Genomic DNA, 19,953 nt, shown 5'->3' on the forward strand with positions numbered 1-19,953 from the left:
GGTTGTACGTTCTCCGAGCGAGCGCCAGCGAGTCGAGGAGCCGCAGCGAGACACGGGTTGTACGTTCTCCGAGCGAGCGCCAGCGAGTCGAGGAGCCGCAGCGAGTCGAAGCCGGGTGACCTCTCTCACATCTCGGCCCCCCGATTCGTCTGATCACCGCAGCGCTCGGTAGGTTTCGTCCATGGATTGGGCGGGTGCGGTCGAGCTTGTGGGCCTGGCGCTGGTGCTGCTCGTCCTCATCCCGGTGATCGCCCTCTTCGCCCGCCGCCGGTGGCTCTCCCGGCAGGGCGGCATGTTCGAGTGCAGCCTACGTCTCAACAAGGCCATCCCGGGCGCCGGGTGGAGCCTCGGGGTGGCCCGCTACAACGGCGAACACCTCGAGTGGTTCCCCGCCTTCTCGCTCGGGTTCCGGCCACGCGTACGCCTGCGTCGCACCGCGACAGCCGCCATCGACACGCGCGATCCGCGCGATGCCGAGGCGGTTCTGCTGTATCAGGGCCAGCGCATCGTCGAACTCCGCACGATCCAGGATTTCGGCGATCCGGAGGAGTGGGAGCTGGCGATGGATGCCGGCTCGGTCACGGGTCTGCTGTCGTGGCTCGAGGCCGCCCCGCCCAGCGTGGGCCGCTTCCGCTCCTGAGACCGTTGACCCCTCGCGGACCCCGCGTACGCCACCGTGCGACGATGCCCGCATGACCGCCCCCGATCCCGCGTCCACGATGGTCGAGCTGCTCGACCTCCCCGACCGCCTGGACCTCCCGGAGGGGGAGCGGCCCTCGGTCCAGCGCGTGCTGGTCGGCGACGGCTGCCGCGTGGTGATGTTCGCGTTCCGCGTCGGTCAGGAACTGCGCGAGCACTCCGCGGCCTTCCCGATCCTCGTCCAGCCGCTGCGCGGCGAGGTCGATTTCACCTGCGGTGGCCGCACCGCGGCCCTGGCGCCCGGTTCGGTCGTCCACGTGCCGGCGCGCGTACGCCACGCCGTGCGCGCCACGACGGACGCGTCGATGATGCTGACCATGCTCGACCCCGATGCGCGGCTGGGCGAGGACACCGCGACCACCCGGCTTCCGGACGCCTGAGGCGCGCTCCAGAGCCTCAGCGCTGGTCGTCGTGGCGCTTGGCCGGCGCCTCGCGGTCGGTGCCCGGCACCCACAGCACCTCGCCCTCGGCCCCGTTCACCGCGCGCGTCAGCACGAAGAGCAGGTCCGACAGCCGGTTGAGATAGCGCACCGCGACCATGTTCACCCCGCCGGGCTGCTCTGCGTCCTCGCCGGCCTCCTCGGTCCCGTACGCCTCCACCGCCGCCCACGCCGACCGCTCGGCGCGGCGGCAGATCGTCCGCGCCATGTGCAGGTACGCCCCCGCGGGCGAGCCGCCCGGCAGGATGAACGAGCGCAGTGTCGGCAGGCCCTCGGAGAACTCGTCGCACCACGCCTCGAGGCGCTCCACCGACGCGTCCACGGCGCGCAGCGGCGCGTACTTGGGGTTGGCCGTCAGCGGGTTCGACAGGTCGGCCCCGACGTCGAACAGCTCGTTCTGGACGATGGCGAGGGCGGCCGCGATCGGCTCGGGCAGCCCGGTCGCCAGGGCGACTCCGATCGCCGAGTTGGTCTCGTCCACATCGCCGTACGCCTGCACGCGCGGGTCGGTCTTGCGGGCCTGCGACATGTCCGACAGGCGGGTCTCGCCGGCGTCGCCGGTGCGGGTGTAGATGCGATTGAGGACGACCATGCGCGAAGGCTACCCCGGCCGCGCGCCGAGTCGGGGAGCGGGCCGAGGGGCCCTATGCTGGGCGGGTGCGCGTACTCCCGATCGCCCTCGCCGGCGCCCTGCTGATCCTCCCCACGGCAGCCTGCTCGGCCGATGGCACCGCCCAGCCGGGCTCGGCCACCAGCAAGGCGGTGAAGTGCTCCTACCCGCCGTCGGGCGATCCGGCGAAGCCCGTCGACCCGCCGTCGCCCACCGAGGTCAAGACGTCCGGGCAGGTGAAGCTCACGATGAACCTCGGTCAGGGTCCGGTGACGTTCACCATGGATCGCAGCGCCACACCCTGCACCGCCCACTCGTTCGAGTCGCTGGTCAAACAGGGCTATTTCGACGACACCGCGTGCCACCGCCTGGTCGACTCCGGAATCTTCGTGCTGCAGTGCGGCGACCCGACCGGCACCGGGCGCGGGGGCCCCGGCTATCGCTTTGCCGACGAGTTGAAGGGAAGCGAGAAATATCCAGCCGGCACGGTGGCGATGGCCAACGCCGGGGCCAACACGAACGGCTCGCAGTTCTTCTTCGTCTACAAGGATTCGCCGCTGCCGCCGAAATACACGGCGTTCGGTCAACTGGACGAGGCCTCGCTCGGTGTCGTCGCGCGCATCGCGGCCGAGGGGCAGGACGGCTCCAACCCCGACGGCTCCGGCAAGCCCAACGGCGACGCGAAGATCGCGACGGCGAAGGTCACCGGCTAGGTGTCGCCTCACGTTCTCCGAGCGAGCGAAGCGAGTCGAGGAGTCAGGCGTCCACGAAGTGCCGCAGCGCCGCGGTGAACACCTGCGGCTGCTCCGAGTGGACCCAGTGGCCCGCGTTCTTGACCGTCACGAGGCGCACGCGGCGGAACAGGGCCCGCATCGCGTCGGCATGCTCCGGTCGCACATAGTCGGAGTCGGCACCGGCGATCCACAACACCGGACCCTCGTACGCCGGCTCCTGGGGCGCCTCCCAGCCACCCAGCGTGTCCAGGTTGGCCGCGATGACGTCGAGGTTCATCTGCCAGCGCCACTGCTCGCCCGCCTGGGCGTGCTGGTCGCGACGCAGGTTCTGCATGAGGAACGAGCGCACCACTGGGTCGGGGACACCGTCGGTCAGGTGGGCGTCTGCCTCGGCCCGCCCCGACAGGTTGGCCAGGTCGAGCGAGGTCATGGCCTCGACATAGCGGTGGAATGACCGCAGGCCGGGATAGATCACGGGCGCGACGTCGACGATGCACAGCCGTTCGACCAACTCGGGGTGGCGGAGTGCCACGTGCATGGCGATCTTGCCGCCCATCGAGTGGCCCACCAGCGCCAGCGGTCCCTCCGGTGCGAGATCGGCCGCCACGACGTCGGCCATCGCGGGATAGGACGTCGCGGACGTCCACGGTGAGCGCCCGTGGTTCGGCATGTCGAGCAGGATCGACCGGTGGGGGGCGCCCGTCCCGTCGTTCAGCGCCTTCGCGACCGACGTCCAGTTCTTCCCCTGGCCGAAGACACCGTGGCAGAACGCCACAGTCGTGCCCTCGTCGCCGATGCGGGTGGTGTGCAGCTCCATGTCTCTCCTCGTCACGCCATCTCTGGCAGCCTCAGGCGGTCACGGCCGGCGTTCCCAGCACGCCCGGTGCCAGTGCCGCCGCTCGTCGAGCCCGCTGGCCGACAACCACGACCCCTCGCGGGGCCAGACCACGACGTGGGCCGCGCCCACGGGCACCAACTGGTCGCATCCGGGACACCGGTACGCCTTCTCCGAACGACCCACGGGGATGCCGCGCACCAGCCAGCCCCCGTCGCGCTTGGTGACCGCGATCGGGTGATAGCCGCCCAGCTCCCTGTGGGGACGGGCGTGCTTGCTGGGGCGGCGGCCGGTCGGCATCAGGCCCGCGTCGCCGCCCGCAGCTCGGCCACGGCGGCGGCGCCGTCGTCGGCCGCCGCGAGCTCCTCGAGGAGCCGGGCCGGGCGGTGGCCGGGCTCGGCGGTCTCGTCGAACGTGCGCCGCTGCACCTCCAGCACGTGCTTCGGCCCCAGCTCGGCCAGCACCTCGAACGGCTTCGGCATGCGGCACCCCTCGGCCATGCCGGTGTCCACGTCGTCGACCGACGCGTACCCCGTCTCGACCATCCGGATCGCCTGGTTCAGATATTCCGCGACGAGGCGGTCGGGCAACTCGTCGGCGCGCGAGCGCCGGGGCGTACGCGCGGGCCCGGCCCACTCGGTGACGCCGTCCGGGCCGTACTCGTAGAACCCGCGGCCCGACTTGCGGCCCAGCATGCCGGCGGTGACCATCTGGGTCAGCAGGGGAGCGGGCGCGTTGAGCCGGTCCTTGGTCTCGTCATACATGCGCTCGAGCACGGCCAGCGTCACGTCGTGGCCCACCAGGTCGAGCAGCGTCAACGGGCCCATCGGATAGCCGGCCTTCTCGACCATCGCGGCGTCGAGCTCCTCGCGCGACGCGAACCCGTCGGCGTACAGCTTGATGGCCGAGCCCAGGTAGGGCACCAGCAGCGCGTTGACGATGAACCCGGCGCGGTCGCCGCAGACCACCGGCGACTTGCCGAGGCCGGCCAGTAGTCCGGTGAGCTCCGAGACGACCTGCTCGCGGGTGTGGATGGTGCGGATGACCTCGACCAGCGTCTGCACCGGCGCCGGATTGAAGAAGTGGACGCCGACGACGCGGCCCGGGTCGGCGACGACGGCGGCGATGGCGGTGATCGACAGCGACGACGTGTTGGTCGCGAGGATCGCCCCCGGCGCGGCGATCCGGTCGAGGTCGGTGAAGATCGACGTCTTCAGGTCGAGGTTCTCGTTGACCGCCTCGATGATCAGCTGGCAGTCGGCGACGTCCTCGCGGCTCGTCGACAGCTGCAGCCGGCCGAGCAGGGCGTCGCGGTCGGCCTCACTGAGCTTGCCCTTGGACAGGGCGCGCTGGGTGGACTTCTCGATGATGCCGCGGCCGCGCTCGAGCGCCGAGTCGTTGTATTCGATGCCGCGTACGGTGTGGCCGGCCTTCGCGAAGACCTCGGCGATGCCGGCCCCCATCGTGCCGAGGCCGATGACGGCGACGTTGATCGGGGTGCTGGTGGGGGTGCTGGGCGTGGTCACGCGCCCAAGTCTAGCCAGACGGGGCCGGGCCGGCACCGCGATGGACGTAGGCTGGCCGGGTGAGCACATCCCCCTGGTCGCGCCCCGACCACCACGATCCGTACGCGTCCCCGCAGCCCTCCTACGGCCCCGGCCCCCAGCAGGCGGCCAACGACGAGCCGGTCGGCTACGTCGACGCGCAGGGGAACATCGCCCGCGGGCCCGCCACTCCGGGGCCCGGTCCGCAGCCCTACCCCCAGCACCACCCGCCGTACGCGGGCCAGTTCGGCGTGCCGATGATGCCGAAGCACCCCAACGCGGTCATGGTGCTCGTGCTGGGCATCGTCGGCTTCGTGGCCTTCCCGATCGTGGCCCCGGTGGCCTGGGTCATGGGTCACCAGGCGCGCAGCCAGATGAGGGCCCAGCCCGGACGGTGGGCCGACGGCTCCGAGGTCACCATCGGCTGGATCCTCGGCATCCTCGCCACGATCGGCTGGACCCTCCTGCTGCTGGTCTATGTCGTCCTCGTGGTCGTCGCGGTCGCGGTGAGCAGCAGCTGAGGCCATCGGCTAGTCTCCTCGGGTGCGTCTGGTCATTGCTCGCTGTCAGGTCGACTACGCCGGACGCCTGACGGCCCACCTGCCCCCGGCCACCCGGCTCATTCTGGTGAAGGCCGACGGCTCGGTGTCGATCCATGCCGACGACCGCGCCTACAAGCCCCTGAACTGGATGAGCCCGCCGTGCACCCTCACGGTGCGGGAGCCCCAGGTCGTCGGCGGCGCCCAGGACGAGGCCGCCGTGCCGTCCGCCCTCGACGCCGAGGTCACCGAGGTCTGGGAGGTTCGCGGCAAGGACGGTGACACCCTCCAGATCTCGATCTTCGAGCTGCTCCACGACTCCCACCACGAGCTCGGCGTCGATCCCGGGCTGCAGAAGGACGGGGTCGAGGCCCACCTCCAGGAACTGCTCGCCGACAATCCCGAGACCTTCGGCCCCGGCTGGACCGTCGTGCGCCGCGAACACATGACGGCCATCGGGCCCGTCGACCTCCTGTGCCGCGACGCCGGGGGCGCGTACGTCGCGGTCGAGGTCAAGCGCCGCGGCGAGATCGACGGCGTGGAACAGCTGACGCGCTATCTCGACCTGATGCGCCGCGACCCCCTGCTGGGTGACGTACGCGGGGTCTTCGCCGCCCAGCAGATCAAGCCGCAGGCGCGGGTGCTGGCGACCGACCGCGGCATCGACTGCCTCACGGTCGACTACGACGCGCTGCGCGGCATGGACGACGCGGAGGACCGCCTGTTCTGATCGGCGTACGCGCGGGTCTGATCGGCGTACGCGGGGTCAGCTCCGGTCGAGCTTGGGGATCAACACCTCGCGATAGAGCAGCAGCACGATCGCCGCGGTGGGAATCGCGATGATGGCGCCCACGATGCCGAGCAGCAGGCCGCCCGCCAGCGCCGAGACGATGACGACGGGGCCCGGCACGTCGACCGAGCGCCGCATGACGCGGGGCTGGACATAGTAGGCGTCGAACTGCTGGTAGATCTGGAAATAGATGATCATGGCCAGGCCGTACCAGGGCCCCAGCGTGGAGAACGCAACGATCGCGACGAGGAGCATGGCGATGTTCTGGCCGACCAGCGGGATGAACGCGCACATCGCCACGAGCACGGCGAGGGCCAGGGCGTACTTGGCCATGCCGGCCAGCATCAGGAACACGAACGAACACGTGCCGGCGAGGGTGACGACGAAGAACATCCCGCTGAGATAGCCGCCGATGCGGCGGAACATCTCGTCGGCGAGGTAGCGCACGCGCGGCCGGCGCGACGCGGGCGCCAGGCGATAGATGGTGTCCTTGATCGACGGCAGCGACGCGAGGAAATAGATGGTCAGCACCAGGCCGACGACCGTGGAGAACAGGACGTTGGCGACCAGCTTGCCCGCGCCCACGAGACCGCCGAAGATCTGGTCGAGCATGGTCCCGCCGTTGAGGTAGGCCGTCGCCTTCTCGATGATCTGGAAGCGGCGGTCGAGCTCGGCGATCTGCTCGTTGCGGCGCAGCCCCTCGAGGTAGTTCGGGGCGTTGCCGATCAGCGTGGTGATCTGCTCGGTGAAGACCGGCACCACGGCCCAGCCCGCGAGGACCAGCAGCCCCAGGATCGACAGCGCGACCAGCAGGACGGCGAGTCCGCGGCGCAGGCCGCGCCGCACCACGGCCTCGACCAGCGGGTTGAGGCCGAGCGCCAGGAACAGCGAGACCAGGATGATGATGAGGATCGACTGGAGCTGACCCAGCATGAGCGTCAGGCCCCAGGCCACCATGGCCCCGAGGGTGCCGAAGAAGCCGATCGCGAACGGGTTCATGCGTGTCAGCACGCCAGCCTTGTCCGCCGGCTCCACGGGCGGCGGCGGTGGCGTCGTGGCCACTGGTTCGGGGGCCGGCGGGGGTGCGACCGCCTTGAGCGCCCGGCGTTTCAGCGACGACAGTACGCGGCGCCCGCGGCCGCGCCGGGTCTCTGCGGGCGGGGTCGGACTGACGGTCCCGATCGGTTCCGTGGGCTCGTCCTGGGTCATCGACGCTCGGTCGTCCCGGGCGGCTGGATCGGGGGGCGCTGGGCTGGAGGCTGGTGTGGGGCGGGCTGCTGTTGCGGCCGCGCCTGGGGCTGGGGCTGGGGCTTGGGACGGGGCTGCGGCGACGGACGCGGGCCCTGCGGCGGACGGAGCTGGGTCGTCTCACCCTCGCTGGGGGACGACGGGCCGGCTGGCGCCGGCGTACGGTCCGCGGGCGCGTGGTCCTGCGGGGCGTTGTCGGGAGTGGGCGGCTGCACCGAGGGCTCGGGCAGGGGCCGGAGGTCGGGGAAGTCGGCCGCTGTCTGGGTCGCCATGGCCGAGAGCGATGCGAGCTGGGCCATGATGGCCTGCTTGCGCTGCATCAGCATCTCGTTTTCGCGCTTCAGTTCCTCGGCGCGCCACGCGGCGCGTTCATCGGCCTTCCGCACGACCTCGCCGGCACGCTTGGTGGCGTTGGCCAGCACCATCTCCGCCTCGCGGGCGGCCTGGATCTTGGTGCGTTCGACCTCGGCGGCGGTCTCGCTGCGCAGGCGGGTCACCGACTCGACCTCACCCGCGACGAGCCGCTGGGTCTCCTCGTGGTTGCGGGTGGCCTCGGCGAGGAGCTGGGCGCTCCGGCCTGCGGCCTCGTCGTGCTCGGTCGCCAGCTTCGCGAGCAGCTGCTCGCGCTCGGTCGCCGAGGTGGCGCGGAGCTGGGCCGCCTCACGCTCGGCGGCCTGTCGCACCGAGGCGGCCTCGAGGCGCGCGGCCTCGAGCATGGCCGACGCCTTGCGCTGCGCCTCGTGCTGAACCTGCTCGGCGTGGCGCTGGGCGGCGGCCACCAGGCGCTCGCCCTCGCTCCGGGCGTGCTGGAGCTGCTCGGCTCCGCGCCGTTCGAGGTTGCCGCGGAGTTCGCGGAGCTCGCCGACCGACGCCATGCGTACGTCCTCGGCCTCGCTCTCGGCCTGCTCCCGGGCCGCCTCGCCCTGGCGACGGGCCTCCTCATGGATGCGGGCGGCCTCGGCCTTGGCGCGCTCGGTCAGTTCGCGTGCCTGGACCTGCGCTATGCGCAGGATCTCGGTGGCGTGGCCCCCGAGATGGTCGAAGTCGTGGTCCTCGGGGCGGGGCTCGGGGCGGTTGGCGAGTTCGGCGACCTGTGCCTCGAGCCGGCGGCATTCGTCGCGGGCCTGGGCCAGACGGGACTCCAGGCCCAGCACGTAGTCGTCGACCGCGTTGCGGTCGTAGCCACGCAGGGCACCGGGGAAGTTGCCGGCCGCGCTGGCGGTCTCGTCGAACAGGCTCAGCCCTGACTCGTGGGACACCGCTCCTCCTGGATCTTGTTGCGGGTGCGCTCGCCCGAGACGCGCGCCACGGGGTGAAGCGTACCCGCCGGCACCTGCCGACGGGGCGGTGACGCCCCGCCGGTGCGCGGTGATTCAGTGAGCGGTGGCGGCCGGCTCGACGAGTTCGAGCAGGAAGCCGCCGGCGTCCTTGGGATGGACGAAGTTGATCCGGGATCCGCCGGTGCCGATCCTGGGCTCGTCATAGAGCAGGCGCATGCCGCGCTCGCGCAGCGTGGCGCACACGGCGTCCATGTCGCGCACCCGGTAGGCCATCTGCTGGATGCCGGGGCCGTTCTTGCCGATGAACTTCGCGATCGTCGAGGTCTCGTTGAGGGGCGCGAGCAGCTGGATCTGAGCGCTCTCGGGAAGCTGGTCGCCGGTGCCGAGCATGGCTTCCTCGACGCCCTGTTCCTCGTTGGTCTCGCGGTGCAGCACGCGCCACCCGTTCACCTCGGTGTGGTGCTTGATGGCGGCTTCGAGGTCGGGGACCGCGAGGCCCACGTGGTCGATGCAGACGAAGAGACTTTCGGTGTTGTCCATGGCCCCAACTCTGTCACTGCGCGGTGTACGCGGGTTTAAGGGGTCTGGCCGCGCGCCCGTCGCGCGCGGACTAGGGTGACCATGGGCCCGCCAGCGGCCCGGATTCGACGCGGAGGAAGGTCACGGCAATGGGTTCTGTCATCGTGGGGGGCGCGCGTACGCCCATCGGTCGCCTGCTCGGCGGCCTCAAGGACCTGAGCGGCGCCGAGCTGGGCGGCATCGCCATCGCAGGCGCGCTCGAGCGCTCCGGTGTGCCGGCCGATCGCGTCGACTACGTGATCATGGGCCAGGTGTTGCAGGCGGGCGCCGGCCAGATCCCCGCGCGCCAGGCCGCCATCGCCGGTGGCATCAGCAAGGACGTGCCCGCCCTCACGATCAACAAGGTCTGCCTGTCGGGCCTCAACGCGATCGCGCTGGCCGACCAGCTGATCCGCGCCGGGGTCTGCAAGGTCGTGGTGGCCGGCGGCCAGGAGTCCATGACGAACGCGCCCCACCTGCTTCCGAAGTCGCGCTCGGGGTTCAAGTTCGGCGACGTGGCCCTGAAGGACCACATGGACGTCGACGGGCTCTACGACTCCATCACCGACCAGGGCATGGGCCCGCTCACCGAGGCCCACAACGTCGACGCCGAGGCCGTCAGCCGTGAGGACCAGGACGCCTTCTCGGCGCGGTCCCACCAGCGCGCCGCCGCGGCCGCCGACGTGTTCGCCGAGGAGATCGTCGCCGTACGCATCCCCCAGCGCAAGGGCGACGACCTGGTCGTCAGCGCCGACGAGGGCGTACGCCCCGACACGACCGTCGAGGGCCTCGCGAAGCTGCGCCCCGCGTTCTCGAAGGACGGCACGATCACGGCGGGCTCGGCCTCCCAGATCTCCGACGGCGCCGCCGCGGTGGTCGTCATGAGCCGCGAGACCGCCGAGGAGCTCGGCTGCGACGTGCTGGCGGAGATCGGCGCGAGCGGCATGGTGGCCGGACCCGACTCGTCGCTCCAGCTCCAGCCCGCCAACGCGATCCGCAAGGCGTGTGAGATCGAGGGCATCGACGTCGCCGACCTCGACCTGATCGAGATCAACGAGGCCTTCGCCGCCGTGGGTGTGGCCTCGGCGCGCTCGCTCGGCCTGTCCGAGGAGGATGCCGACGCCAAGGTGAACGTCAACGGGGGAGCGATCGCGCTCGGCCACCCGATCGGCGCGTCGGGCGCGCGACTGGCGCTCCATCTCGCCCTCGAGCTCAAGCGCCGCGGCGGCGGCACCGGCGTCGCCGCCCTGTGCGGCGGTGGCGGACAGGGTGACGCCCTGATCCTGAAGGTGGCCGGCTGACGGTGGCGACCCCCTCCCTCGACGACCTGCTCGAGTCGGCCCGCGCCGGCAGGCCCCGGGCGATCGCGAAGCTGATCAGCAAGGTCGAGAACCAGTCCTCCGACCTGCGCGACCTCATGGCGCGGCTCGCACCGTTCACCGGGCACGCCCACGTCGTCGGCCTGACCGGGTCGCCGGGGGTCGGCAAGTCGACCTCGACCACCGCGCTGGTCTCGGCCCTGCGGGCCAGGGAGCTGAAGGTCGGCGTGCTCGCGGTCGACCCCAGCTCGCCGTTCTCGGGCGGAGCCGTGCTCGGCGACCGCGTACGCATGCAGAAGCACTCGACCGATGACGGGGTCTACATCAGGTCGATGGCCTCGCGTGGACACCTCGGTGGTCTGTCGACCGCGGCCCCGCAGGCATTGCGCGTGTTCGACGCCGCCGGGTTCGACGTCGTCCTCGTCGAGACGGTCGGTGTGGGCCAGTCGGAGGTCGAGATCGCCTCGACCGCCGACACCACGCTGGTGTTGCTGGCGCCTGGCATGGGCGACGGGATCCAGGCCGCGAAGGCCGGCATCCTCGAGATCGGCGACATCTTCGTCGTCAACAAGGCCGACCGCGACGGTGCCCAGAGCCTGATCCGCGACCTGCGGAACATGGTGGCCCTCGACAGCCGCGGGCCCGACGCGTGGAAGCCACCGATCGTGCGCACCGTCGCCTCGAAGGAGGAGGGCATCGACGAGTTGGTCTCCGAGATCGATCGCCACCGCGAACACGGGCAGGCGGGCACGGCGTGGGCCGACCGCCGTCTCGCGCGCGCCTCGGCCGAGGTCGAGGCCCTCGCGCTGGCGCAGGTGCGGCGTCGGTTCCTCGCCGAGGGGCGCCAGGGTCTGGATTCCCTGGCGGCGGCCGTCCGCGACGGCGAGCTGGACCCGTTCACCGCGGCCGACCGGCTGCTGGCCGAGATCTGATCCGCCCGGTCGTCGCGCCCGATCGGGCGCGGTTCGGCGCGCCGTGGGTGTGGGCGGGCCCGCGTACGGTAGACAAGGCTCGCAAGCACTGCGCACTTCCCGCACCCGCAGGCCTGACGAAGGGTTCGTTCGATGAAGGACTGGATCAAGAAGATCTTCTGGTTCCTCGTGGTGGGTTTCGCCCTGTTCTATCTGGTGACCCGCCCCGAGGACGCCGCCAACGCCGTGAAGGGCTTCTTCGACGCGCTCGGAGGCCTCGTCCGCTTCTTCGAGACCCTGGCCCGCTGATCGGCCCGCCATGGGCAACCCGTTCGCCAAGTTCCTCGACCCCCAGGTCACGCGGCTGCTGATCAGCGACGAGGGCGAGATCATCATCGACGAGGTGCGCCGCCACTGGATCGCCCTCACGCTGCCCGTGCTCGGCCTGTTCGGCGCCATGGCCCTGTTCGTGGCGATGGCGTACGCGGGGGGCCTGTGGTTCGTGCCCTGCGTGCTGGGGCTCGTCCTGTTCACCTGGTGCCTGTGGCGCATCCACAGCGAACACATGGATCGCTTCGTGGTCACGAACATGCGGGTGTTCCGCGTCCATGGGGTGTTCTCCCAACACATGGCCACCATGCCGCTGACGCGGATCCTCGACATCGCGGTCGACAAGCCCTTCATCGGGCGGCTGCTGGGCTATGGCCACTTCGTCTTCGAGTCTGCGGCCCAGGACCAGGGGTTGCGCGACATCCGCTACGTGCCCCGCCCCGAGGAGCGCGACCTCACGATCCAGCGGGTCATCCAGCGCTCCGGCGCCCGCAAGAGCTTCGCGGGTGAGATGTGATGGCGGGGGACAGGTGAGCGGGCGTGCGCCGCTCCCGTTCGACCCCATCGAGCAGGCGAGCGCCCAGTGGGCGGAGCGCTTCGGCGAGGTCGAGCGCATGCGCGCGATCACCTCGGTCATGCGCGTGCAGCAGTTACTGCAGGCCCAGCTCGACGAGCTGCTGAAGCCGTTCGGGCTGACGTTCGCGCGCTACGAGGTGCTGGTGCTGCTGTCGTTCTCGCGCCGCGGGTCGCTGCCGCTGGGGCGCATCGGCGAGCGGCTGCAGGTGCACGCGACATCGGTCACGCCGCTGGTGAATCGTCTGGCGGCGGCCGGGCTGATCGAGCGCCGACCCCACCCCGAGGACGGTCGTGCGGTGCTCGCATCCTTGACGGACAAGGGAAAGCGGGTGCTCGCCGACGCCACGACGGCGCTGACCGACGCCGAGTTCGGGCTCGGCGCGCTGACGCTCGACGAGTGCGAGCGGCTGACGCAGACGCTGACCGGCGTGCGTCGAGAGGCGGGCGATTTCGCGTGAGGATCGTCAGCGTCTGTGACTCCGACTCCTACCTGAAGTGGGCCGCGTCGCTGCTGGAGGACGTCCCCGCGTCCTGGCGCGTACGCCACACCGTGGTCACCAACGTGCTCGAGCCGTCGGACGCCCAGGTCGAGGCCGTACGCGGGGGCTGGCCGATCGAGCGGCGCACCGCCCTCGGGCTCGCGCGGTTCCTCCGCCGCGAGAGGCCGGACGTCGTCCTGCTGTCGGCGACCGGTCCCGCGATCGAGGCGGTCATGGAGGTGCTCCACGAGACCGGCGCGCTGGCCCATCGCCCCGTCCTTGCGACAGGGCTGCCCGGGATCTCCTTCCCCGCGAACGATCTGGCGGTCCATCACCGCCGCGACTGCGACCTCTTCGTGCTCCACTCGCGCCGCGAGGTGGCCGCGTACGCCGCGGTCGTCGCCGCCCGCGGGGGAGCGGGACCCGCGATCGGGCTGGCCACCCTCCCTTACCTGCAACGGATCGCGCCGTCCGCGGGCGGGCGCGACGTGGTGTTCGCCGCTCAGGCGCTGGTGCCCGTCGATCTCGTCGATCGCCGGCGTGTCCTTGCGGCGTTGGAATCCCTCCCATCGGAGTTCAACCCGGTGGTGAAGGTGCGCGCGCTGGCGGGGGAGCGCCAGGCCCACAACGAGGACCACCCATACGCCGGCCTCTGGGCCGCCCGGCCCCATAGCCGCGAGATCGAGTTCCGCGCGGGCGCCATGCGCGACGCGCTCGCGCGGGCGCACGGATTCGTGACGGTGTCGTCCACCGCGGCGATCGAGGCGATCGCGGCCGGTGTGCCGAGCCTCGTGCTCGGTGACTTCGGCGTGGACGCGGCGACGATCAACCTGGTCTTCGAGGGGTCGGGGCTGATCGGCGATCTCGATGACCTGGCCGGGGCGCGCTTCCGCACTCCGGACCCCGCCTGGCTCGACGCCAACTATTTCCACGACCCCGCCGCCGATGACTGGCGCGAGCGGCTGGAATCGCTGGTGGCGCAGCGATCCACGCTGCCGACGATCGCGTTCAGGCCGTCGGGTGGCCCGATCGCCCGGGCTCGTCGCCTGGCCCGTCTGGTCCCGCGAGGCTGGCAGTCGACCGCGACCAGCGCAGCCCGTCGGCTCCGGCCAGGTCGCTGACCGCGTGCGCGCTCTCGGGGCGCGCCGCGAGCACCCGCTCGCACACCTCGCGGACCGCGCCGCGTCCGCCGGGGTGGGTCAACACTGCGCGCGCGACCCCGAGCACCGCCGGATGGGAGTCGGGCACCGCGATCGGCCACCCCACGACACTCATTGGGCCGAGGTCGTTCACGTCGTTGCCGACATAGGCCGCCCGGGCGGGGTCGATGCCGCGCGATTCCAGCCAGGCAAGGATCGCGGTGCGCTTGTCGTCGACCGCCTGCAGCACCTCGACACCCATCTTGGCCGCGCGCGCCGACACCACGGGGTTGCGCTCGCGCGACAGGATGAGGAACGGGATGTCGGCCTTGCGCAGGAACGAGACGCCCATGCCGTCCGAGCGCGACACCCGCACCATCTCGCGACCGTTCTCGTCCACATAGGCCGTGTCGGCCGTGTGGACCCCGTCGAAGTCGGTGATGACCGCGTCCACGTCGATCGGCTGGGGGCGCGCGGGGTCGTCGGCGGGGCCGCGGTCGAGCACGCCGGCGAACGCGTCGGCCAGCGCGAGCTCCTCGGCGGTGTCGATCTCGAGCGAGGCGAGTTCCGAGACGCGCACCACGGCGGTGCGGCCGAAGAACCGGTGCTGGGCCTGGCGGAAGCCGTCGACCCGCATCACATAGAACGCGCCGGTCTCACGGAAGTCCGGTCGACGGTCCTGGCGACGCGGCCGGAAGCCGGCGTCGTGGTTCTGCCCCACGACGCTCCCGGTTCCGGGGTCGGTCGACTCGTCGGCGTCGCGCCACAGGAACTCATAGGTCTCTACGCCGGAGAACACCGAGTCGGCCTCGCCGTCCTGGATCTTCCCGATGGCCTCGTCGATGTCCTCGCCCCGGATGAACGGGCTCGTGCACTGCACGAACACCAGCACGCGCGCGTCGATGCCGCGGTCGGCGATCTCGTCCAATCCGTGCAGGAGTGCGGATTCCGACGATGCGGTGTGGCCCGAGAGGTCGGCGGGCCGCCAGATCACGTCCGCCCCGGCGTTGCGCGCCGCCTCGGCGATCGCCTCGTCGTCGGTCGACACGAAGATGTCGTCGATGCCGCGGGTGGCCCGGCACGCGCGCACCGCGCGCGCCACGAGCGGGATGCCGCCGATCAGCCGGAGGTTCTTGCCGGGCACGCCCTGCGACCCGCCGCGGGCGGGGATGATGGCCACGGTGTGGGGCTGGTCGGTCACGGGGTCGAGTCCTCCTCGGTCGGGTGCGGCGATTGTCTCACCGACCGGCGTACGCGGGGGACAGGCTCGCCCCGGCCGATGTCACCTGACCCCCCGGCCCTGCGCGACGACCCGCGGCGCCCCGGCTCGCCCCTTTCGCCCAACTACTAGGGTGCCCTAGTATTTCGGGGCGTGGGGACCGCGTACCGTGGGTTCCACCCGTCGAAGGAGCCGAGGATGACCGAGAACCCGACCACGTCCACCGATCCGGCGACGAAGTCAGCCGGCTTCGACCGGTGGCAGGCCGCATGGCAGTCGGCCGTGACGAAGGGCCAGGTGCGCGACGCCGACTTCACGACGCTCTCGGGCGTCGAGGTCGACCCGGTCTACGGCCCCGCCGACGAGTCGGCCGACCCCCGCATGGAGCGCATCGGCTGGCCGGGTGAATATCCCTTCACCCGTGGCCTCTATCCGACGGGCTACCGCGGCCGCCAGTGGACGATCCGCCAGTTCGCGGGCTTCGGCAACGCCGAGCAGACCAACGCGCGCTACAAGATGATCCTGCGCTCGGGCGGCGGCGGCCTCTCGGTCGCCTTCGACATGCCGACGCTGATGGGCCGCGACTCCGACGACGAGCGCGCGCTCGGTGAGGTCGGCCACTGCGGCGTCGCGATCGACTCGGCCGCCGACATGGAGACGCTGTTCGGCGGCATCGACCTCGAGAAGACCACCACGTCGATGACGATCTCCGGCCCCGCGGTGCCCGTCTTCTGCATGTACCTGGTCGCCGCCGAGCGCCAGGGTGCCGACATCACGAAACTCAACGGCACGCTGCAGACCGACATCTTCAAGGAATACATCGCCCAGAAGGAGTGGCTGTTCGCGCCCGAGCCCCACCTGCGGCTCATCGGCGACCTGATGGAATACACGTCGTCGACCATCCCGAACTACAAGCCGCTGTCGGTGTCGGGCTACCACATCCGCGAGGCCGGGGCGACGGCCGCGCAGGAGCTCGCGTTCACGCTCGCCGACGGCTTCGGCTATGTCGAGCTCGGCCTGTCGCGCGGCCTCGACGTCGACGTGTTCGCTCCCGGGCTCAGCTTCTTCTTCGACGCCCACATCGATTTCTTCGAGGAGATCGCGAAGTTCCGCGCCGCCCGTCGCATCTGGGCGCGCTGGATGCGCGACACCTACGGCGCGAAGAGCGCCAAGGCCCAGTGGCTGCGGTTCCACACGCAGACCGCCGGGGTCTCACTGACGGCCCAGCAGCCCTACAACAACGTCGTACGCACGGCCGTCGAGGCCCTCAGCGCTGTCCTCGGCGGAACCAACTCGCTGCACACCAACGCGCTCGACGAGACCCTGGCGCTGCCGACCGAGGAGAGCGCCGAGATCGCCCTGCGTACGCAGCAGGTGCTCATGGAGGAGACCGGCATCACCAACGTCGCCGACCCGCTCGGCGGCTCCTGGTATGTCGAGGCCCTCACCGATCGCCTCGAGGCCGAGGCGGAGAAGATCTTCGCCCAGATCCGCGAGATGGGGGAGCAGGCCCGCCCGAACGGCGACCACGAGATCGGCCCGATGACGTCCGGCCTGCTGCGCGGCATCGAGGAGGGCTGGTTCTGCGCCGAGATCGCCGACAGCGCGTTCATTCACCAGACCATGCTGGAGAAGGGCGACAAACGCATCGTCGGCGTGAACTGCCTGACCGACACGGTGACGGGTGAGCTCGAGATCCTGCGGGTCAGCCACGAGGTCGAGACCGAGCAGGTACGCGCCCTCGCTGGCCGGAAGTCGGGCCGTGACCAGGCCCGCGTCGACGCGGCCCTGCAGCGCATGGTCGAGGTGTCCCGCACCGACGCGAACATGATCGAGCCGATGCTCGACGCGGTCCGCGCCGAGGCCACGCTGGGCGAGATCTGCAACGCGCTGCGCGCCGAGTGGGGCGAATACACCGAGCCGGCGCGCTTCTGAGACACCTCCCGCTACCCTCCCTCCATGACCGAGCCCACCGACCACATCGTCGTGATCGGCTCGTCCACCACGGCCGTACGCCTGGTCGAGGAGCTCGAGCGCGCCGGCGAGCAGGTTTACGTGATCGCCGTCGCGGCCGACCCCGGCATCGTCGAGGACATGCAGGAGTTCGGTGCCGAGGTCGACGTGGTCACCAAGGTCCGCAACCCCGAGCTCGAGCGCGCGGGCGTACGCAGGGCCCGCGCCGCCGTCGTGTTGGGCTTCGACGACGTGGTGACGACCCAGGTCGCGCTGGCGCTCGAGGAGCTCAACCCCGAGCTGCGGCTGGTCCTCGAGCTCGCCAACCCCAACTTCTCCGACCGGCTGGGTGCGCTGCTGGGTGAGTGCGTCGTGCTGTCCTCGGCCGAGCTCGCGGCGCCCAGCTTCATGGCGGCCACCATGGAGGGCGGCGACCTCCAGACCTTCGAGCTTGCCGGGCGCGTGGTCACCGCCGGCCCCGAGTCGGGCGTCGGCGGCGACCGCCTCGCCGTCCTCGGCGACTCGACCGTGCCCGGCATCGAGGGCGTGCTGCCCGCACGCGGCGACATCGTGCTTGGCACGCAGGCGCTTGCGTCCGCCCGCCGCCACGTCCGCACGTCCGGCGTCTGGGGCGCGATCACCTCGGTCTTCGACCGTCGGCTGCGCTGGGTGCTGTTCGGGCTGGCGGTGCTGATGCTGGTCTCGGTGCTCTATTTCCGTTTCGTCGGCGGCCAGACCTGGCTGATGTCGATGTACCTCGCGCTGACCGCGTCCACCCTGACGGGCATCGGCGACACCGAGCTGCCGATCGGCGCGCGGTTCGGCGCCGTGGTGATCCAGCTGTTCGGCGTCGTGCTGTCGTCCGGCATCACCGCCGTCATCGTCGACGCCCTGATCAAGGCGCGCCTCGGCGACCTCACCGGCGGCGTACGCGGCCGCCCTCGCCACCACACCGTCGTCTGCGGATTGGGGCGCATCGGCACGTCGGTGATGACCTATCTCGTCTCGCGCGGCGTCCCCGTCGTCGCGATCGAGCGCCGTGAGGACACCCCCGGCGTGCTGCGCGCGCGGCGGCTCAAGGTGCCGGTGATCATCGCCGAGGCCACCGATGCGACCGCGCTGGAGCAGGCAGGCATCGCCGAGGCCGATGCGGTCGTCGCGCTGACTGACAACGACGCCGCGAACCTCGAGATCGCGCTGGTGGCGAAGAACACCCGACCCGAGGTACGCGTGGTCACGCGCCTGTTCGACCACGACCTCGCCGGCCGGGTCGAGCGGCGCCTCGCGCTCGGCCCGACGCGCTCGGTGTCGATGGTGGCGGCCCCGGCCTTCGCGGCCGCCGCGATGGGTCGCCGCAAGGAGGTCGTCTTCTCGGTCGGCCGCCGCGTGCTGATCTTCACCGAGCTGTCGATCAAGGAGGGCTCGCTCGCCGCCGACGGCGTCGACCACCGGGCGCTCGCGCGGGCGGGCGAGGTCCGCGTACTCGCCGTGAAGCACGCCGACGGCGACTGGACCTGGTCGCCCGACGACCGCCCGGTGCGGGCAGGCGACCGCGTGGCCGTGGTGGCGACGAGGTCGGGCCTGGCCGAGCTGCTCAAGACGATCAAGCGTCACTCCTCGAGCGGCGGTCCCGCCTGAGGGGCAGGCCCGTCGGCGGGCCGCTCGGCGTCGAGCCGCAGCTCACGCCCCTCGGCGACCAGCCGCTCCTCCTGCTCGCGCGCGTCGGCGCTGGCGTCCGCCTCCCGCGGGGGGAGTTGCAGTTCGTCCTCGGCGGCGATGCCGCCCTCGAGCTGGCGTACGCGCTCCAGCGCCGCGTCGAGTTCGGCGCCCGCGAGCAGGGCGACGTTGGCGAGCCAGAGCCACAGCAGGAAGACGATGACGCCGCCGAGGGTGCCGTAGGTCTGGTTGTAGCTGCCGAAGTTGGCGACATAGACCATGAACCCGAGCGACATCACGAACCAGACGACGATGGCGAGGATCGCGCCGGGGGAGACCCAGCGCAGATGGGGCTGGCGGATGTTCGGCGTGCCGTAGTACAGGGCGGCGACCAGCAGCACGGCCACGATGATGATGAGCGGCCAGCGGACGACCTCGAGCACGAGCGCGGTCTGGCGGCCCATGCCGAGATAGAAGACGACCGAGCGGGCGAGCGGCCCGCTGAGGCCCACGCCGAGCACCGCGAGCGTCACGAGCACCAGCACCGCGAGGGCGATCAGGAGCTGCTGCGGGCGCAGGATCCACCAGCGCCTGCCCTCGTCGATCTCATAGACGCGGTTGAGCGCGCGGCCCATCGCCCCGATGTACGCGGAGCTGGACCACACCGCGCCGAAGACGCCGGCCGCCAGGGTCAGGCCCGACCCGGAACTGGTCTGGAGCTGCACCAGCAGGTCGCGCAGGACGGCGATGGTCGACCCGGGCACCACGCCCGACAGGACCTCGACGAGCACGGTGCTCGTCGACTCGGCCTCGCCCACGAGCCCCAGCAGCGAGACGATCGCCAGGAGACCGGGGAAGATCGCCAGCACGCCGTAGTAGGTCAGCCCGGCCGCGAGGTCGGTGCACTCGTGGGTGAGGAAGTCGAGCGAGCCGCGCTTCAGGGCGTACTTCAGGTGGCGCCGGTCGAGGTCGCGTACGCGGGTGGGCTTGGCCGGGTCGTCGGGCGCGGGCGCGCCGACCCGATCTGCGGCGGAACCGATGCGCGCCATGGCGGCCTCCTTGCTCGGGGGAGACCATTGTGGCCTACAGTCCAC

General features: G+C 71.3%; 22 protein-coding genes. 13 read left to right on the forward strand and 9 right to left on the reverse strand.

Annotation, left to right across the window (positions count from 1 at the left end; translation table 11 throughout):
* Nucleotides 1-181: 181 nt before the first annotated feature.
* Nucleotides 182-640, forward strand: a complete 459-nt coding sequence (locus ACYVAG_RS07095; protein ID WP_460768312.1) for a DUF2550 domain-containing protein — start codon at nt 182-184, stop codon at nt 638-640.
* Between the two features lie 52 nt (nt 641-692).
* On the forward strand, nt 693-1,079 hold the full coding sequence (locus tag ACYVAG_RS07100) for a cupin domain-containing protein (protein ID WP_460768314.1): 387 nt from the start codon (nt 693-695) through the stop codon (nt 1,077-1,079).
* Nucleotides 1,080-1,095: 16 nt separating this feature from the next.
* On the opposite strand, the gene ACYVAG_RS07105 is transcribed toward ACYVAG_RS07100, so the two are convergent.
* On the reverse strand, nt 1,096-1,731 hold the full coding sequence (locus ACYVAG_RS07105; RefSeq protein ID WP_460768316.1) for a cob(I)yrinic acid a,c-diamide adenosyltransferase: 636 nt from the start codon (nt 1,729-1,731) through the stop codon (nt 1,096-1,098).
* A gap of 65 nt (nt 1,732-1,796) precedes the next feature.
* Here ACYVAG_RS07105 and ACYVAG_RS07110 point away from each other — a divergent pair, with 65 nt between their 5' ends.
* A complete protein-coding gene (locus tag ACYVAG_RS07110) occupies nt 1,797-2,462 on the forward strand; it encodes a peptidylprolyl isomerase (RefSeq protein ID WP_460768317.1) in 666 nt (221 codons plus the stop codon).
* 43 nt (nt 2,463-2,505) lie between these two features.
* Here the strand turns inward: ACYVAG_RS07110 and ACYVAG_RS07115 are convergent, their stop codons facing one another.
* From ACYVAG_RS07115 to ACYVAG_RS07125, 3 genes are read right to left on the reverse strand one after another with little or no spacing between them, the layout of a single operon-like run.
* The gene (locus ACYVAG_RS07115) at nt 2,506-3,300 is read right to left on the reverse strand and encodes an alpha/beta fold hydrolase (protein ID WP_460768319.1); all 795 of its coding nucleotides are present in this window, start codon (nt 3,298-3,300) and stop codon (nt 2,506-2,508) included.
* Between the two features lie 39 nt (nt 3,301-3,339).
* Nucleotides 3,340-3,618 carry a hypothetical protein gene (locus ACYVAG_RS07120; RefSeq protein ID WP_460768321.1) on the reverse strand — a complete coding sequence of 93 codons (279 nt, stop codon included), beginning with the start codon at nt 3,616-3,618 and terminating at the stop codon, nt 3,340-3,342.
* The gene (locus tag ACYVAG_RS07125) at nt 3,618-4,844 is read right to left on the reverse strand and encodes a 3-hydroxyacyl-CoA dehydrogenase (protein WP_460768323.1); all 1,227 of its coding nucleotides are present in this window, start codon (nt 4,842-4,844) and stop codon (nt 3,618-3,620) included. The genes ACYVAG_RS07120 and ACYVAG_RS07125 overlap by 1 nt, the downstream gene beginning before the upstream one ends.
* A 59-nt stretch (nt 4,845-4,903) precedes the next feature.
* On the opposite strand from ACYVAG_RS07125, the gene ACYVAG_RS07130 reads away from it, so the two are divergent.
* Both ACYVAG_RS07130 and nucS read left to right on the forward strand, forming a co-directional pair.
* Entirely contained in the window at nt 4,904-5,383 is a 480-nt protein-coding gene (locus ACYVAG_RS07130) for a DUF4190 domain-containing protein (protein ID WP_460768325.1), read from the forward strand.
* Nucleotides 5,384-5,405: 22 nt separating this feature from the next.
* A complete protein-coding gene (gene nucS / locus ACYVAG_RS07135) occupies nt 5,406-6,131 on the forward strand; it encodes an endonuclease NucS (RefSeq protein ID WP_460768327.1) in 726 nt (241 codons plus the stop codon).
* 36 nt (nt 6,132-6,167) lie between these two features.
* On the opposite strand, the gene ACYVAG_RS07140 is transcribed toward nucS, so the two are convergent.
* From ACYVAG_RS07140 to mce, 3 genes are all read right to left on the reverse strand, one after another.
* Nucleotides 6,168-7,202 (reverse strand): AI-2E family transporter, encoded by a 1,035-nt coding sequence (locus ACYVAG_RS07140; RefSeq protein ID WP_460768329.1) that lies wholly within the window; start codon nt 7,200-7,202, stop codon nt 6,168-6,170.
* A gap of 194 nt (nt 7,203-7,396) precedes the next feature.
* Nucleotides 7,397-8,698, reverse strand: a complete 1,302-nt coding sequence (locus ACYVAG_RS07145) for a DivIVA domain-containing protein (protein ID WP_460768331.1) — start codon at nt 8,696-8,698, stop codon at nt 7,397-7,399.
* 114 nt (nt 8,699-8,812) lie between these two features.
* Nucleotides 8,813-9,259 carry a methylmalonyl-CoA epimerase gene (gene mce / locus ACYVAG_RS07150; protein ID WP_460768333.1) on the reverse strand — a complete coding sequence of 149 codons (447 nt, stop codon included), beginning with the start codon at nt 9,257-9,259 and terminating at the stop codon, nt 8,813-8,815.
* 128 nt (nt 9,260-9,387) lie between these two features.
* Between mce and ACYVAG_RS07155 the strand changes: the two genes are divergently transcribed.
* The 6 genes from ACYVAG_RS07155 (at nt 9,388) to ACYVAG_RS07180 (ending at nt 14,013) form a co-directional block, all read left to right on the forward strand.
* Entirely contained in the window at nt 9,388-10,578 is a 1,191-nt protein-coding gene (locus ACYVAG_RS07155) for an acetyl-CoA C-acetyltransferase (protein ID WP_460768335.1), read from the forward strand.
* Nucleotides 10,575-11,528 (forward strand): methylmalonyl Co-A mutase-associated GTPase MeaB, encoded by a 954-nt coding sequence (meaB, locus tag ACYVAG_RS07160; protein ID WP_460768647.1) that lies wholly within the window; start codon nt 10,575-10,577, stop codon nt 11,526-11,528. The genes ACYVAG_RS07155 and meaB overlap by 4 nt, the downstream gene beginning before the upstream one ends.
* A gap of 132 nt (nt 11,529-11,660) precedes the next feature.
* On the forward strand, nt 11,661-11,816 hold the full coding sequence (locus tag ACYVAG_RS07165; RefSeq protein ID WP_460768336.1) for a hypothetical protein: 156 nt from the start codon (nt 11,661-11,663) through the stop codon (nt 11,814-11,816).
* A 10-nt stretch (nt 11,817-11,826) separates the two neighbouring features.
* Nucleotides 11,827-12,354, forward strand: coding sequence for a PH domain-containing protein (locus ACYVAG_RS07170; RefSeq protein ID WP_460768338.1), 528 nt, complete (start codon nt 11,827-11,829; stop codon nt 12,352-12,354).
* Nucleotides 12,355-12,367: 13 nt separating this feature from the next.
* Nucleotides 12,368-12,871 carry a MarR family winged helix-turn-helix transcriptional regulator gene (locus ACYVAG_RS07175; RefSeq protein ID WP_460768340.1) on the forward strand — a complete coding sequence of 168 codons (504 nt, stop codon included), beginning with the start codon at nt 12,368-12,370 and terminating at the stop codon, nt 12,869-12,871.
* Nucleotides 12,868-14,013: a DUF6716 putative glycosyltransferase gene (locus ACYVAG_RS07180; protein WP_460768342.1), complete on the forward strand. Its 1,146-nt coding sequence runs from the start codon at nt 12,868-12,870 to the stop codon at nt 14,011-14,013. The genes ACYVAG_RS07175 and ACYVAG_RS07180 overlap by 4 nt, the downstream gene beginning before the upstream one ends.
* Here the strand turns inward: ACYVAG_RS07180 and ACYVAG_RS07185 are convergent.
* Nucleotides 13,901-15,232, reverse strand: a complete 1,332-nt coding sequence (locus tag ACYVAG_RS07185; RefSeq protein ID WP_460768343.1) for a cytidylyltransferase domain-containing protein — start codon at nt 15,230-15,232, stop codon at nt 13,901-13,903. The two genes, ACYVAG_RS07180 and ACYVAG_RS07185, sit on opposite strands and share 113 nt — an antisense overlap.
* 216 nt (nt 15,233-15,448) lie before the next feature.
* Here ACYVAG_RS07185 and ACYVAG_RS07190 point away from each other — a divergent pair, with 216 nt between their 5' ends.
* Entirely contained in the window at nt 15,449-17,185 is a 1,737-nt protein-coding gene (locus ACYVAG_RS07190) for an acyl-CoA mutase large subunit family protein (RefSeq protein ID WP_460768345.1), read from the forward strand.
* 24 nt (nt 17,186-17,209) lie between these two features.
* On the forward strand, nt 17,210-18,841 hold the full coding sequence (locus ACYVAG_RS07195) for a potassium channel family protein (protein WP_460768347.1): 1,632 nt from the start codon (nt 17,210-17,212) through the stop codon (nt 18,839-18,841).
* On the opposite strand, the gene ACYVAG_RS07200 is transcribed toward ACYVAG_RS07195, so the two are convergent.
* Nucleotides 18,814-19,908: a YihY/virulence factor BrkB family protein gene (locus ACYVAG_RS07200; RefSeq protein WP_460768349.1), complete on the reverse strand. Its 1,095-nt coding sequence runs from the start codon at nt 19,906-19,908 to the stop codon at nt 18,814-18,816. The genes ACYVAG_RS07195 and ACYVAG_RS07200 overlap by 28 nt on opposite strands.
* Between the last annotated feature and the right edge of the window lie 45 nt (nt 19,909-19,953).

The sequence above is a fragment of the Mariniluteicoccus flavus genome, from assembly GCF_054776655.1.

Excerpts from the sequence above, each read along its gene's own strand:
- ACYVAG_RS07155 (WP_460768335.1), top strand. The coding sequence starts at position 9,388 with ATGGGTTCTGTCATCGTGGGGGGCGCGCGTACGCCCATCGGTCGCCTG.
- ACYVAG_RS07120 (WP_460768321.1), bottom strand. The coding sequence starts at position 3,618 with ATGCCGACCGGCCGCCGCCCCAGCAAGCACGCCCGTCCCCACAGGGAG.
- ACYVAG_RS07165 (WP_460768336.1), top strand. The coding sequence starts at position 11,661 with ATGAAGGACTGGATCAAGAAGATCTTCTGGTTCCTCGTGGTGGGTTTC.
- ACYVAG_RS07100 (WP_460768314.1), top strand. The coding sequence starts at position 693 with ATGACCGCCCCCGATCCCGCGTCCACGATGGTCGAGCTGCTCGACCTC.
- ACYVAG_RS07095 (WP_460768312.1), top strand. The coding sequence starts at position 182 with ATGGATTGGGCGGGTGCGGTCGAGCTTGTGGGCCTGGCGCTGGTGCTG.
- ACYVAG_RS07115 (WP_460768319.1), bottom strand. The coding sequence starts at position 3,300 with ATGGAGCTGCACACCACCCGCATCGGCGACGAGGGCACGACTGTGGCG.
- ACYVAG_RS07105 (WP_460768316.1), bottom strand. The coding sequence starts at position 1,731 with ATGGTCGTCCTCAATCGCATCTACACCCGCACCGGCGACGCCGGCGAG.
- mce (WP_460768333.1), bottom strand. The coding sequence starts at position 9,259 with ATGGACAACACCGAAAGTCTCTTCGTCTGCATCGACCACGTGGGCCTC.
- ACYVAG_RS07195 (WP_460768347.1), top strand. The coding sequence starts at position 17,210 with ATGACCGAGCCCACCGACCACATCGTCGTGATCGGCTCGTCCACCACG.
- ACYVAG_RS07170 (WP_460768338.1), top strand. The coding sequence starts at position 11,827 with ATGGGCAACCCGTTCGCCAAGTTCCTCGACCCCCAGGTCACGCGGCTG.
- ACYVAG_RS07190 (WP_460768345.1), top strand. The coding sequence starts at position 15,449 with ATGACCGAGAACCCGACCACGTCCACCGATCCGGCGACGAAGTCAGCC.
- ACYVAG_RS07200 (WP_460768349.1), bottom strand. The coding sequence starts at position 19,908 with ATGGCGCGCATCGGTTCCGCCGCAGATCGGGTCGGCGCGCCCGCGCCC.